Below are 14,039 nucleotides of genomic sequence, written 5' to 3' on the forward strand. Positions count from 1 at the left end.
CCGGGGCCGGTCAGAGGTTGAACAGGCGCTGCGGGGCCAGCAGACCGGTCTCGTCGACCTGCCCCAGGCCCTGGATCGCCTCGCCCGGCCCGAACACGACCACCCCACCCTGCGGCCAGCCAGCATCGCGGATGCGCTGGCCCACGCGGAAGCGAGGGGCCTGCTCCTCGTTCAGCGTAACCCGGGGGTAATGCGCCAGACCCGCGTCCAGCGGCAGCAGCAGGGCCTCCATGCCGGCCTCATCGCCCTGCTCGGCCAGGCCGCGGAGGGTGTCCAGGGTCACCATCGGCGCCTCACGGAAGGGATCCACCCACAGCCGGCGCAGGCCGGCGATATGGGCGCCGCAGCCCAGGGTCTCGCCCAGATCGCGGGCCAGGCTGCGGATGTAAGTGCCTGAACCGCAGGTCACCCGCAGCGACAGACGGGTCGGCTGCTGGTCCAGCACCTCCAGGGCGTGGACCTCCACGTCGCGTTCGGGGGCCTCGATCGCCTCACCGCGGCGGGCTTTCAGGTACAGCGGCTCGCCGCCCTGCTTGAGCGCGGAATAGATCGGGGCGCGCTGGCGGATGCGGCCGCGCAGCGGTGCCAGCGCCGCCTCCAGTTCGGCCGCGCTGATGGCCGGCACCGGCCGCTCGCGCAGTACCGCGCCATCGGAATCATCGGTATCGGTGGTCTGGCCCAGCACCACCTCGGCGTCATAGGCCTTGGCCGAGCCGAGCAGCAGGCCGGCGATCTTGGTGGCTTCACCAAAGCACAGTGGCAGCAGGCCAGTCGCCAGCGGATCCAGGCTGCCGGTGTGGCCGCCCTTCTCGGCGCGGTACAGACGGCGTGCCACCTGCAAGGCTGCGTTGGAGCTCATGCCGGTCGGCTTGTCGAGCAGCAGGATGCCATCCAGGCGACGGAACGAAATTCGGGGTGCCATGCATTCAATTCAAATCGGCGCCGTGTGGCGCTGCCGGTCAATCCGGCCTCCGGCGGAGCGGTCGCACTGCGACAGGCCCCGCCCCATAAGACAACAGCCCTTGCGGGCTGTTGGTCCATCAGGCGTTCTTTTCGCCTTCGTCGGCAGCATCGTCGCCGCCGTCGTCATCGCCCTGCCGGCTCTTCTCTGCCGCCAGCGTATCGGGCAGGTCGCGCAGGATGTTGTCGATGCGCTCGCCGCGATCCACCGAATCATCGTAGTGGAAGTGCAGTTCGGGCACGTGGCGCAGCTTCATCGCACGCGCCAGCTCCATGCGCAGGCCCCAGGCCAGTTCCTTCAGGCCCTTCATCGCTTCCACCGAACGTTCGGGCATCAGCGCCGTGACGAAGATCTTGGCATGCGCCATGTCACGGGTGATTTCCACGTCGGAGACGCTCACCGAAGGCAGGCCGTGTTCACGCACTGCGTTGTGCACGAGTGTTCCCAGTTCACGGCGGATCTGGGCGGAAACACGGTCGGTTCGATGGAAGGTCTTTGGCACGGTAGGCGGACTCGTCTTGAAGGGTGATGCGAAAGCGAAAAAGCCGGACCGCGAGATGCGGTCCGGCCTGGAACATTACAGGGTGCGCGGCACTTCGATACGCTCGAAGCACTCGATCTGGTCACCCGGCTTGACGTCGTTGTAAGCCTTCACGCCGATACCGCATTCGGTACCGTTGCGGACTTCCTCGACGTTCTCCTTGAAGCGACGCAGCGATTCCAGCTCGCCTTCGAAGACCACGACGCTGTCGCGCAGGACGCGGATCGGCTTGCTGCGCTTCACCGTACCTTCGATGATCATGCAGCCTGCGACCGCACCGAACTTCGAGCTGCGGAACACATCGCGGACCTGGGCGATACCGATGATCTCTTCGCGGATTTCCACGCCGAGCAGACCGGAGGCCACCTGCTTCACCTGATCGATCACGTCATAGATGATCGAGAAGTAACGCAGGTCCACACCGTTGGACTCGATGATGCGACGCGCGGAGGCGTCGGCACGCACGTTGAAGCCGATCACGGTGGCCTTGGAGGCAACCGCCGAGTTGGCGTCCGACTCGGTGATGCCGCCCACGCCGGAGTGGATCACGTTGATGCGGATGTCATCGTTGGACAGCGCGACCAGTGCCTGGCTCAGCGCCTGCACCGAGCCCTGCACGTCGGCCTTGATCACCAGGTTCAGCACCTGCTGGCCGTCGCCCTTGCCCAGGGTCGCCATGATGTCTTCCATGCGGCTGCCAGCGGATTGCACCAGGCGCGATTCACGGCGCTTGGTTTCGCGCTGCTGCGCGACGTCCTTGGCCAGGCGCTCGTCTTCGACCACGACGAAGTCATCGCCGGCATCCGGCACGCCGGACAGACCCAGCACCTGCACCGGAATCGACGGGCCAGCCTGGTCGGGCTGTGCGCCGGTTTCGTCGAACAGGGCACGCACGCGGCCGTACTGGATACCGCAGACCAGGTAATCGCCCTTCTTCAGCGAACCCTGCTGCACCAGCACGGTGGCGATCGGGCCACGGCCCTTGTCCAGCGAGGACTCGATGACCACGCCGCTGGCGCGGCCGTCGGCCACGGCCTTCAGCTCCAGCAGTTCGGCCTGGATCGAGATCGCGTCCAGCAGGTCGTCGATGCCCAGGCCAGCCTTGGCCGAGATCTCGACCATCTGGGTATCGCCACCGAAGTCTTCGGACACGACCTGCTCGGTGAGCAGCTCGTTCTTGACGCGCATCGGATCGGCGCCGGACTTGTCGATCTTGTTGATCGCCACGATCAGCGGCACACCCGCCGAACGGGCGTGCTGGATGGCTTCCTTGGTCTGCGGCATGACGCCGTCATCGGCCGCCACCACCAGCACCACGATGTCGGTCAGCTTGGCACCGCGGGCACGCATGGACGTAAACGCCGCGTGGCCCGGGGTATCCAGGAAGCTGATCACGCCCTTCGGCGTTTCAACGTGGTACGCACCGATGTGCTGGGTGATGCCACCGGCTTCGCCCGTGGCGACCTTGGTGCGGCGGATGTAATCCAGCAGCGAGGTCTTGCCGTGATCGACGTGGCCCATGATGGTGACCACCGGCGGACGTGCCACCGGCTCGCCTTGGTTGCCACCGGCCAGCGCCAGCAGCGCGTCTTCGGCGTCGTTGGTGTTGGCACGGATCACGTTGTGGCCGAGTTCTTCGGTCACCAGCGCAGCGGTGTCGTGGTCGATGGTCTGGGTGATGGTCGCCATGACGCCCATCTTGAACAGCGCCTTGACCACATCGCCGCCCTTGACGGCCAGCTTCTGGGCCAGATCGGCGACGGTGATGGTGTCGCCGATGGTGACGTCACGCACGATCGGAGCGACCGGACGTTCGAAGCCATGGGCACCACCGCCGCTGCGCGACTGGTTGCTGTCACGGCGGCTGCCGTGCTGCGCGCGCCCGGTCGGACGACCGCGCGAGTTGCTGTTGTTGCCGCGGCGGGCACGATCGGCGGCCGACAGATGCAGCTGACCGGCAAAGCGGTTGCCACCATCGTCGTCGCGCTTGGCGCCCGGACGGTTGTTGTTGTTGTTCGAGTTGCGATCGTCCGAACGCGGCGCCGGACGGGCAGCCGACGGTGCCGCCGGGCGCGCATTGCGCGCCGGTGCATCGGCAGCAGCGGGCTTGGCGGCAACCGGGGCCGGGGCCGGCGGTGCGTTCTTGGCCGCTTCGGCAGCAGCTTCAGCCGCCTTGCGCTCGGCTTCGGCACGTTCCTTGGCGTCGATTTCTTCCTGACGCTTGCGGGCGATCTCTTCATCGCGCGCACGGTCCTTCTCGGCCAGTGCGCGCTGCTCGTCCAGATTGCGCTGGCGGGATTCCTCCAGCTTGCGCAGGATGTCGGCGCGCTCCTCATCCGCGGTCATCGGCTTGCCGCTGGCGTCCTTCATGTAGGTACGCTTCTGGCGCACTTCCACGTTGACGGTGGTCTTGCTGCGGCCGGCACTGACGGTCACTTCCTGCAACTTGCGACGGTTCAGGGTGATCTTCTTGGCGGCTTCGTCGGTGCTCTCGACGGGCTGCTCGGTCTTGCCGTGCGAGCGACGAAGGAAGCCCAGGAGCTTCACCTTCTCGGTACTGGTCACGACCTGGTCGGGACCGCTGAACTTCATGCCGGCTTCGGCAAGTTGTACGAGCAGTTTATCGACCGGGGTATTGACCAGTTCGGCAAGCTTGCGGATGGTGGTTTGCTGCGACATTCGGATCCTATGATCTGGTTGGCGCTCCCTCGAAACGTGCGAAGGCAGCGCGGAGTCTAAGCCCTGAGCGGGTCAGGGCACTGTTCATCGCTGGCTCATTCGCCGCGCTCCAGGCGGGCGATCTCCTCGGCTCGGGCGGCAAGGATCAGGGCGGCGGCGCGCTCCTGGTCCATGTCCTCGATGCCGAACTCGAGGATCTCGTCGGCGGCCAGGTCCGACAGGTCCTCACTGGTACGCACGCCGTGACCGGCCAGAGCGTAGGCGGTTGCCTCGTCCATGCCTTCCAGGGCGAGCAGGTCTTCCGACGGCGAGCCGTCTTCCAGACCTTCTTCCACCGCCAGCGCTTCGTTGAGCAGCGCATCGCGGGCACGGGCACGCAGCTCTTCGACGATGTCTTCGTCGAAGCCTTCCACGGCCAGCAGTTCGCCGACCGGGACGTAGGCGATTTCTTCCACGGTGTTGAAGCCTTCGGTCACCAGGATGGCGGCGATTTCTTCATCCACTTCCAGCTTGTCCATGAACAGCTGGCGGGCAACGCCCTGCTCTGCCTCGGACTTGGCGGTCACCTGGTCCTGGGTCATCACATTGAGCTGCCAACCGGTCAGGCGGCTGGCAAGACGGACGTTCTGGCCGCCCTTGCCGATCGCCTGGGCCAGGCGCTCTTCCGCCACGGCCAGGTCCATCGAGTGCTTTTCTTCATCGACGATGATCGACTGCACTTCCGCCGGCGCCATCGCATTGATGACGAAGTTGGCGGGGTTCTCGTTCCACAGCACGATGTCCACGCGCTCGCCGTTGAGCTCGTTGGACACGGCCTGCACGCGCGAACCGCGCATGCCGATGCAGGCACCGATCGGATCGGTACGCGAATCATGGGCCAGCACGGCGATCTTGGCGCGGTCGCCCGGATCACGCGCGCAGGCCTTGATCTCGACCAGGCCCTGGCCGACTTCCGGCACTTCGAGCTTGAACAGTTCGATCATGAATTCCGGGGCGGCACGGCTGATGAACAGCTGCGGGCCACGCGGTTCCGAACGGACTTCGGCCAGGTAACCGCGCACGCGGTCGCCAGCGCGCAGCACGTCGCGCGGAATGCCCTTGTCCTTCGGAATGAAGGCCTCGGCGTTGCCGCCCAGGTCCACATAGATGTTGCCGCGCTCGGCGCGCTTGACCACACCGGTGACCAGTTCGCCAACGCGATCCTTCCACGCATCGACCACCTGCTGACGCTCGGCCTCGCGCACGCGCTGGACGATCACCTGCTTGGCGGCCTGTGCGGCGATACGGCCAAAGTCCGGGTTTTCGATCTGCTCTTCGATGAAATCGCCGACTTCCACGCCGTCGGCTTCATCGATGGCGTCCATCAGACGGATCTGGCGGTCCGGGGACTCCATGACCACGTCATCGGCCACCACTTCCCAGCGGCGGAAGGTTTCGTAGTTGCCGTCCTTGTGGTCGATCGACACACGGGCCAGCACTTCTTCTTCCGGGTAACGCTTTTTGGCAGCCGAAGCCAACGCTGCCTCAATGGCATCGAAGATGACTTCGCGCGGGACGCCTTTTTCGTTGGCGACCGCATCCACTACCAGCAAAAGTTCCTTGCTCATTGGCTCACTCCGCGCGCGGCTTTTTGGCCGCCGGCTCGTTGGATGGTTTCTTGTTCGCCTTGCCACCCTGTTTGGGTGCCGGGCCAGTCGGTTTGGTCGGAGCCAGGCCGAGGGCGGCCCAGTCCGGCATGATGCGTGCCTTGTCGATGTTTTCGATGTCGGCGGTGAACGGAGCATTGTCGACCTTGAAGGTCACCGTGCCCTGTTCGATATCCACGGCGAGAATCTCGCCCTGCAGACGGCGGCGGCCGTCCTGCGGCAGGCTGAGCGTCACCTTGGCCGATTCGCCGATGGCGCGCTGGAACTGCTCACCGGTGAACAGCGGGCGGTCCACGCCCGGCGAAGACACTTCCAGCGTGTAGTTCGCCGTGATCGGGTCTTCGACGTCCAGCTGGGCGGACACTTCGCGGCTGACGCGCTCGCAATCGTCGATGTTGACGATGCGCTCGGGCTGTTCGGCCAGCGGCACGTCGATGTACAGGCGCAGCGTGGCACCACCCGGGGCGGTCAGATATTCCACGCCCAGCAGCTCGAGACCCAGCGACTGAACGGTGGGGGCGAGCAGATTCGCGATTTCGGTTGCCTTGTCGCTCACAGTCGGCCTTGATTCGTTGAAAAGAAATACGGTCTGGTCCATGGCTTGGACCACCTTCCGGAAACAACAAAGGGCCCGTTGGGCCCCTGTCCGGTACAACTCCGGTCATGCTGGATTCCGGTGCAGATGCGCACGTGGTGCGAGTCTGCGAGCCCAGCGTTCCGGGGGGTCACGGCGGCCTGGGTACAGGTTGCCGTTCCTGGAAGCCGGTCGCGGGGCCTGTTCATATCCCTTGAGGGGATAGGAATAGACAGTCCGCTAAGCCACTGATGATAGCCGTTGCACCGCGCTGGTGCAATGGTTGGGGTGGCCTCTGGCGTCCCTGTTCGAAAAGCTGAACAGCCAAGCGGCTGTGTAACCCTCATCGTGGGCAGCGGCGCGGGCAGGTCCGAAGAAGGCGCCGTGACCCAACGAAAAAAGCGACCTCGTTGCCGAGATCGCCTTTTCGTCTACTGCATCTGCACTGCAGATTTTCTGTGGTAGCGGGGGCAGGATTTGAACCTGCGACCTTCGGGTTATGAGCCCGACGAGCTGCCAGACTGCTCCACCCCGCAGCAGAAGCGGAATTGTAAGGGAGTTTTCATTCCCGTGCAACCCCGTGTTGAAACGAATACCCGCATCGGGGAACGGCAGCCGGAGGACGGTTTCCTCCCCTGCCCAGGAGAGCTGCCGACCAACGGTCGGCTCTACCGGGCCTGGAACGAAAAAAGCGACACCGTCTCCGGTATCGCTTGATTCGTCCACTGCCTCCGGTTTGCACCGGAGCTATATGGTAGCGGGGGCAGGATTTGAACCTGCGACCTTCGGGTTATGAGCCCGACGAGCTGCCAGACTGCTCCACCCCGCAGCAGAAGCGGATGAGTGCGGAAGGCCCGGGGGACTTCCTAGCAACGATCTTCTGGCGAAACCGCTGCATCAACAACTCAGGAGATGAATATTACACGAGTTGCGCACGTTTGTATCGTTTTTTACGAAATTTGTGCAAATGCCTGCTGGCACCACACCATGATCGGGTTCCACGCCACGCCCAGGGCCAGCAGCGCCAGCGCGTTCACGCCCAGCACCACGCCCAGCACGCGGTCGTTGTTGGCCGGCAGCGGCTCGCCCACCGGCTCATCGAAGTACATGACCTTGATGACGCGCAGGTAGTAGAAGCAGCCGATCACGGCGCAGATCACGCCGACCATGGCCAGCCACAGCATGTCGCCCTGGATCGCCGCGCCGAGGACGGCCAGCTTGGTCCAGAAGCCGAGGAACGGTGGGATGCCTGCCAGCGACGCCATGATGCACAGCACCAGGCCGGCCATCCACGGGTTGCGGGCGTTGAGGCCCTTGAAGTCTTCGATCTTCTCGGCTTCAAAGCCATTGCGCGACAAGGCGATGATCGCACCGAAGGCGGCCGTGGACATGATCGCGTAGCTCAGGGCGTAGAACAGCGCCGCCGAGTAGCCACGCTCGCCACCGCCGGCCATGCCCATCAGCAGGAAGCCGATGTGCGAAACGGTCGAGAAGGCCAGCATGCGCTTCAGGTTGGTCTGCGCGATCGCCATCAGGTTGCCGATCACCAGCGACAGTGCGGCCAGCCCACCGATCAGGTACTTCCACTCGTCGGCCAGCGGGCCCACGCCCATCTCCAGCAGGCGGTAGGCCATGCCGAACGCGGCCAGCTTCGGGGCCGAGCTGATGAACAGCGCGACCGGTGCAGGGGCACCCTGGTACACGTCGGGCAGCCACATGTGGAACGGGGCGGCACCCAGCTTGAAGGCCACGCCGGCGATCATGAACACCGCGCCGGTCAGCAGCAGCATCTTCTCTTCGGTGTGCGGAATGGCAGCGTTGATCGCATCCAGATGCAGCGAGCCGGTGGCGCCGTAGATCAGCGACATGCCGTACAGCAGCAAGCCCGAGGCCAGCGAACCGAGCACGATGTACTTCATCGCCGCTTCCGAGGCCAGGCCGTTTTCACGGTTGCTGGCGACCAGTGCGTAGGAGCACAGCGCTAGCAGTTCCAGGCCGAGGTAGACCATCAGCAGGCTGCCGGCCGAGACCAGGATCATCATGCCTGCGGTGGCGAACAGGATCAGCACCGGGATCTCGCCCTGGTACAGCTTGCGCTCGCGCAGGTAGCTCCAGCCGTAGATCAGGGTCAGGCCGCTGCACAGCACGATCACGGTCTTCATCACGTCCGCCGCGTTGTCGCGGACGAACATGCCGTGGAAGACCTCGCCCTGCCCGCCCACTCCGGTGGCGAGCATGAAGAACACGACCGCCAGCGCAGCGATCGAGAACAGGTGGGTCCAGATCTTGTTCTTCTCACTGATGAAAAGATCCAGCATCAACAGGGCGAACGCACTGCCGACCAGCACCAGCTCGGGAGCGAGCGGCGGGAGGTCAGCGGCGGTCAGTGGCAACAGCGGCGAGGTGGTCATCATCAAATCCTGGAATCAATACTCTCGACGGCCCGATTACAGCAGCTTGCTGGATGCGATCTGCATCGCCAGCTTCGCGATCGAGGGCTCCATCAGGTCGGTCAGCGGCTTGGGGTACAGGCCCAGGGCAAGGGTGCCCACGGCGAATACACCCAACACCAGCCACTCGCGACCGTTGATGTCCTTCAGTTCGGCGACATGGGCGTTGGCCACTTCACCGAAGAACACGCGCTTGTACAGCCACAGCGTATACGCCGCGGTGATCACCAGGGTGCTCGCCGCGCCGAGTGCCAGCCACGGATTGCGCTGGAAGCTGGCCATGATGATCATGAACTCACCCACGAAGCCGCTGGTACCCGGCAGGCCGGCATTGGCCATGAAGAACAGCATGGCGAAGGTGGCGAACCAGGGCATCACGTTGACCACGCCGCCGTAATCGGCGATGCGGCGGCTGTGCATGCGGTCGTACAGGACGCCGACGCAGGAGAACATCGCGCCGGACACGAAGCCGTGCGAGACCATCTGCACCATCGCGCCCTGCAGGCCCAGACGGGCGGCATCCGGGTTGCCGGCGTCGCGCACCAGCCACATGGCGATGAAGGTACCCAGGGTCACAAAGCCCATGTGCGCGATCGACGAATAGGCGATCAGCTTCTTCATGTCGTCCTGCACCAGGGCGACCAGGCCAACGTAGATCACCGCCACCAGCGACAGCGCGATCACCAGCCAGGCCCACTCATGCGAGGCGTCCGGCACGATCGGCAGGTTGAAGCGCAGGAAGCCGTAGCCACCGATCTTCAGGGCGATGGCAGCCAGGATCACCGAACCGGCGGTCGGCGCTTCCACGTGAGCGTCCGGCAGCCAGGTGTGGACCGGGAACATCGGCACCTTGACCGCGAAGGCGATCAGGAAGGCGAAGAAGATCCACGTCTGTTCCTTGCCCGACAGCTGCAGCTGGTACAGGTCGGCCAGCTGGAAGCTGCCGCCCTTCAGGTACAGGTAGATCAGGGCCACCAGCATCAGCACCGAGCCGAGGAAGGTGTACAGGAAGAACTTCAGCGCAGCGTAGATGCGGCGCGGGCCGCCCCAGACACCGATGATCAGGAACATCGGGATCAGCATCGCTTCGAAGAACACGTAGAACAGCATCGCGTCCGTCGCCGAGAAGATACCGACGGTGACACCTTCCAGGATCAGGAAGGCAGCCACGTACTGGTTCACGCGCTTGTCGATCGCGCTCCAGGCACCGATCAGGGCCAGCACCGAGACCAGCGTGGTCAGCAGGATCAGCGCGATCGCAATGCCGTCGACGCCGAGGTTGTAGCCGATGTCGTAGGCGGGGATCCAGGCGCGGGTCTCGACGAACTGCAGCGCGTCGATTCCCGTGTCATAGCCGCTGAGCAGCGACAGGCTGGCCACGAAGGTCAGCACCGCGACGCCCAGGGACGCCCACCGGGCGGTTTGGGCATCCCGGATGGCAAGGATCAATGCACCGCCGATGATCGGCAGCCAGATGAGAACACTAAGTAGGGGCCAGTTCGACACGTCTTCTTATTCCGTACAGGTCATCAACGCAGGTAATGCATCAGGACGCCCAGAAGGGCAATCAGGCCGATGATCATCGCGAAGGCGTAGTGATAGAGGAAACCGGATTGGGTGCGACGCAGCAGGTTGGCCGCCAGATCGATCAGGCGCGCCGAACCGTTGACCACCACACCATCGACCACATTCGTGTCGATCGCGCGCGAAACCTTGCCGAGCTTGATACCGCCGCCGGCGAAACCGCCGATCCAGAGCTTGTCGAAGCCGTACTTGTTCTCCAGCACCGACACGATCGGCGCGAAGGTCTTGCGGGCCTTGCCGGCCAGTTCCGGCTTCCACAGGTAGAACAGCGCCGCCAGCAGGAAGCCGACCACCGTCAGGATGAAGGCGGGGGCCATCATGCCGTGGATCGCGAAGGCGACCGGGCCGTGGAATTCTTCGGCCAGCGCACCAATGGTGTTGCGCGCCGGGTCGTAGAAATCAACGATGCCGGTGAAGAACGAGTGCACCTGGCCCGGGATGGCGGTGTCGGCGTGGTGGCCGGCCCAGTCGGTGCCATACAGCATCGGACCGATGCTGAAGAAACCGATGACCATCGAGGGGATCGCCAGCAGGATCAGCGGCAGCGTCACCACCCACGGGGTTTCGTGCGGCTCATGCGCGCCATGGCCGTGGCCATGATCGTCAGGATGCGCGTCGCCATGGTGGGCGTCGGCTGCGTGCGCGTCTGCGGCGTGATGATCGTCATGGCCATGGCCGTGATCGTCATGCGCATCGCGGAAGCGTTCCTTTCCATGGAAGGTCAGGAACAGCAGGCGGAAGCTGTAGAAGCTGGTGACGACCACGCCACCCAGCACCGCCCAGTACCCGTAGGTCGCCACCCAGCTCGAGGACACATGCGCGTGGTGCTGCGCGGCCTCGATGATGGTGTCCTTGGAGTAGAAGCCGGAGAAGAACGGGGTGCCGACCAGGGCCAGCGTACCGATCCACATGGTGATGAAGGTGATCGGCATGTACTTGCGCAGGCCGCCCATCTTGCGCATGTCCTGCTCGTGGTGCATGGCGATGATCACCGAGCCCGCGCCGAGGAACAGCAGCGCCTTGAAGAAGGCATGGGTCATCAGGTGGAACACGGCCGCCGAGTAGGCCGACACACCCAGGGCGACGGTCATGTAGCCCAGCTGGGACAGCGTGGAGTACGCGACGACGCGCTTGATGTCGTTCTGCACGATGCCGATCAGGCCGGTGAAGAACGCGGTGGTGGCACCGATGAACAGCACGAAGTTCAGCGCGGTCTGCGACAGCTCGAACAGCGGCGACATGCGGGTGACCATGAAGATGCCCGCGGTGACCATGGTCGCGGCGTGGATCAGGGCCGAGATCGGGGTCGGGCCTTCCATCGAGTCAGGCAGCCAGACGTGCAGCGGCACCTGGGCCGACTTGCCCATCGCACCGATGAACAGGCAGATGCAGATGACGGTCGCGACCGACCAGATCACCGGCTCGCTCATCACCGGAATGGAGGTGCCGAACAGGTTGATCGTGCCCGACCAGATCTGGATCAGCGCATCCGGGTGGCCCAGCACCTGCGCGTTGGCGAACACGGTGGCGTAATCCAGGGTGCCGAACACCCACAACACGCCAGCGATGCCGAGGATGAAGCCGAAGTCACCGACACGGTTGACCAGGAAGGCCTTCATGTTGGCGAAGATGGCGGTCGGGCGCTTGAACCAGAAGCCGATCAGCAGGTACGACACCAGGCCCACCGCTTCCCAGCCGAAGAACAGCTGCAGGAAGTTGTTGCTCATCACCAGGGTGAGCATCGAGAAGGTGAACAGCGAGATGTAGCTGAAGAACCGCTGGTAGCCCGGGTCGTCCTGCATGTAGCCGATGGTGTACACGTGCACCAGGAAGGACACGAAGGTCACCACGACCATCATCATCGCGGTGAGCTTGTCGACCATGAAGCCGACGTGCGCCGAGTACTGGCCCACTTCGAAGAACGTATAGATGTTCTGGTTGAACGGCTGGGCGCCGCCCCACAGCAGCATGTACAGCACATAGCTGGACAGCACGCAGCTGACCGCCACGCCGAGGATGGTGACCGCCTGCGCGCCAGCGCGACCGACCTGACGACCGAACAGGCCGGCGATGATGCTGCCGAACAGCGGTGCGAGCACCACTGCGATCAACAGACTCTTGGAGAGAGTGATTTCCATCTACGGATCAGCCCTTCAGCGAATCGACTTCGCCGACATTGATGGTGCGGCGAGTACGGAACAGGGTTACCAGGATCGCGAGGCCGATGGCGGCCTCGGCCGCGGCCACGGTCAGGATGAAGAAGACGAACAGCTGTCCGGCCGTATCACCCATCTCACGCGAGAACCCGACGAAATTGATGTTGACCGACAGCAGCATCAACTCGATGGACATCAGCAGCACGATGATGTTCTTGCGGTTGAGGAAGATGCCGGCAAGGCTGATGCAGAACAGCACCGCGCCGAGCGCCAGAATGTGGCCAAGCGTGATCATGGCTGCGCCTCCTCGTTGCTGGACGGCTTGATGTTGGTGTGCACGACCGGCTTCTCCGCGTCCATCTTGACCACGCGCAGGCGGTCGCTGCCCTTGACCATGGTCTGCTCGGACGGGTTCTGGGTCTTCAGGCCGGTGCGGCGACGCAGGGTCAGCATCACGGCGGCAACCACGGCCACGGTCAGGATGACGGCGGCGAACTCGAACGGCAGCAGGTATTCGGTGAACAGGCTGCGGGCCAGCCAGGTGATGTTGGAGGTGTCGGCAGCCAGCGCGGCAGCGTTGTCGGCCGGGAACGGATTGACCGCCCTGCCCTTCACGCCGATCAGCACCAGCATCTGCACCAGCATCGTCACCGCCACCACCAGGCCGAGCGGCAGGTAACGCACCCAGCCCTCACGCAGGTTGGAGGGATCGATGTCCAGCATCATCACCACGAACAGGAACAGCACCATGACCGCGCCGACGTAGACCAGCACCAGGGCCACGCCCAGGAACTCGGCGCCGACCAGGATCCAGATGCAGGCCACGGAGAAGAAGGTCAGGATCAGGCACAACACGGCATAGACCGGATTGCGCACGCTGATCACCGCCGCAGCGGAAATGCCCGCCACGATGGAGAAGACCCAGAAACTGATATTTACCCAATCCATCATTCGACCTCAGCGGAAAGCGGCATCGGCGGCGCGACGCTCGGCGATCTCGGCTTCAAGCCGATCACCGATGGCCAGCAGCTGCGGCTTGGTAACGATGTTCTCGCCACGGTTCTCGAAGTGGTACTCGAGAATGTGGGTCTCGACGATCGAGTCCACCGGGCAGCTTTCTTCGCAGAAGCCGCAGAAGATGCACTTGAACAGATCGATGTCGTAACGGGTGGTACGGCGGGTGCCGTCCTCGCGCTTTGCCGAATCGATGGTGATCGCCAGCGCCGGGCACACCGCTTCGCACAATTTGCATGCGATGCAGCGTTCCTCGCCGTTGGGGTAGCGGCGAAGCGCGTGCAGGCCGCGGAAACGCGGCGACTGCGGGAACTTCTCCATCGGGTACATCAGCGTGTACTTGGGCTTGAAGGCGTACTTCAGGGTCAGCCACAGACCACCGAGCAGCTCAAGGAGCAGCAGGCTTTTGAAGTAATGGGTAATTCGGTTCATCG

The 14,039-nt window shown here is 64.1% G+C and carries 11 protein-coding genes and 2 tRNA genes; all 13 read right to left on the minus strand.

Translation table 11 applies throughout. The features are described 5' to 3' along the window. Positions 1-10 precede the first annotated feature (10 nt). The 13 genes from truB to nuoI all read right to left on the minus strand — a co-directional run bounded on the left by truB (position 11) and on the right by nuoI (position 14,037). Positions 11-922, minus strand: coding sequence for a tRNA pseudouridine(55) synthase TruB (gene truB, locus HMPREF3113_RS03885; RefSeq protein WP_070470908.1), 912 nt, complete (start codon positions 920-922; stop codon positions 11-13). Between the two features lie 118 nt (positions 923-1,040). After that, the gene (rbfA, locus tag HMPREF3113_RS03890; RefSeq protein ID WP_019182692.1) at positions 1,041-1,463 is read right to left on the minus strand and encodes a 30S ribosome-binding factor RbfA; all 423 of its coding nucleotides are present in this window, start codon (positions 1,461-1,463) and stop codon (positions 1,041-1,043) included. 75 nt (positions 1,464-1,538) lie between these two features. Next, a complete protein-coding gene (gene infB, locus HMPREF3113_RS03895; RefSeq protein WP_070470910.1) occupies positions 1,539-4,181 on the minus strand; it encodes a translation initiation factor IF-2 in 2,643 nt (880 codons plus the stop codon). Between the two features lie 95 nt (positions 4,182-4,276). Next, on the minus strand, positions 4,277-5,788 hold the full coding sequence (gene nusA / locus HMPREF3113_RS03900; protein ID WP_019182690.1) for a transcription termination factor NusA: 1,512 nt from the start codon (positions 5,786-5,788) through the stop codon (positions 4,277-4,279). 4 nt (positions 5,789-5,792) lie between these two features. Then, positions 5,793-6,383, minus strand: coding sequence for a ribosome maturation factor RimP (rimP, locus tag HMPREF3113_RS03905; RefSeq protein WP_019182689.1), 591 nt, complete (start codon positions 6,381-6,383; stop codon positions 5,793-5,795). A 477-nt stretch (positions 6,384-6,860) separates the two neighbouring features. Beyond that, a tRNA-Met gene (locus tag HMPREF3113_RS03910) sits at positions 6,861-6,937 on the minus strand. A 216-nt stretch (positions 6,938-7,153) separates the two neighbouring features. Further along, a tRNA-Met gene (locus tag HMPREF3113_RS03915) sits at positions 7,154-7,230 on the minus strand. A 121-nt stretch (positions 7,231-7,351) separates the two neighbouring features. Continuing rightward, positions 7,352-8,812 (minus strand): NADH-quinone oxidoreductase subunit NuoN, encoded by a 1,461-nt coding sequence (nuoN, locus tag HMPREF3113_RS03920; protein WP_046273236.1) that lies wholly within the window; start codon positions 8,810-8,812, stop codon positions 7,352-7,354. A gap of 36 nt (positions 8,813-8,848) precedes the next feature. Next, positions 8,849-10,357: an NADH-quinone oxidoreductase subunit M gene (locus HMPREF3113_RS03925; RefSeq protein WP_019182687.1), complete on the minus strand. Its 1,509-nt coding sequence runs from the start codon at positions 10,355-10,357 to the stop codon at positions 8,849-8,851. A 23-nt stretch (positions 10,358-10,380) separates the two neighbouring features. Next, positions 10,381-12,573 (minus strand): NADH-quinone oxidoreductase subunit L, encoded by a 2,193-nt coding sequence (gene nuoL, locus HMPREF3113_RS03930; RefSeq protein ID WP_070470912.1) that lies wholly within the window; start codon positions 12,571-12,573, stop codon positions 10,381-10,383. 7 nt (positions 12,574-12,580) lie between these two features. Continuing rightward, positions 12,581-12,886: an NADH-quinone oxidoreductase subunit NuoK gene (gene nuoK, locus HMPREF3113_RS03935; RefSeq protein WP_019182685.1), complete on the minus strand. Its 306-nt coding sequence runs from the start codon at positions 12,884-12,886 to the stop codon at positions 12,581-12,583. Then, a complete protein-coding gene (locus HMPREF3113_RS03940; protein ID WP_026069700.1) occupies positions 12,883-13,539 on the minus strand; it encodes an NADH-quinone oxidoreductase subunit J in 657 nt (218 codons plus the stop codon). The genes nuoK and HMPREF3113_RS03940 overlap by 4 nt, the downstream gene beginning before the upstream one ends. Positions 13,540-13,548: 9 nt before the next feature. Continuing rightward, positions 13,549-14,037, minus strand: a complete 489-nt coding sequence (gene nuoI, locus HMPREF3113_RS03945; RefSeq protein ID WP_017355930.1) for an NADH-quinone oxidoreductase subunit NuoI — start codon at positions 14,035-14,037, stop codon at positions 13,549-13,551. Positions 14,038-14,039 lie beyond the last annotated feature (2 nt).

Source organism: Stenotrophomonas sp. HMSC10F06, from assembly GCF_001807865.1.
In the GTDB taxonomy this organism is placed as follows: domain Bacteria; phylum Pseudomonadota; class Gammaproteobacteria; order Xanthomonadales; family Xanthomonadaceae; genus Stenotrophomonas; species Stenotrophomonas bentonitica_A.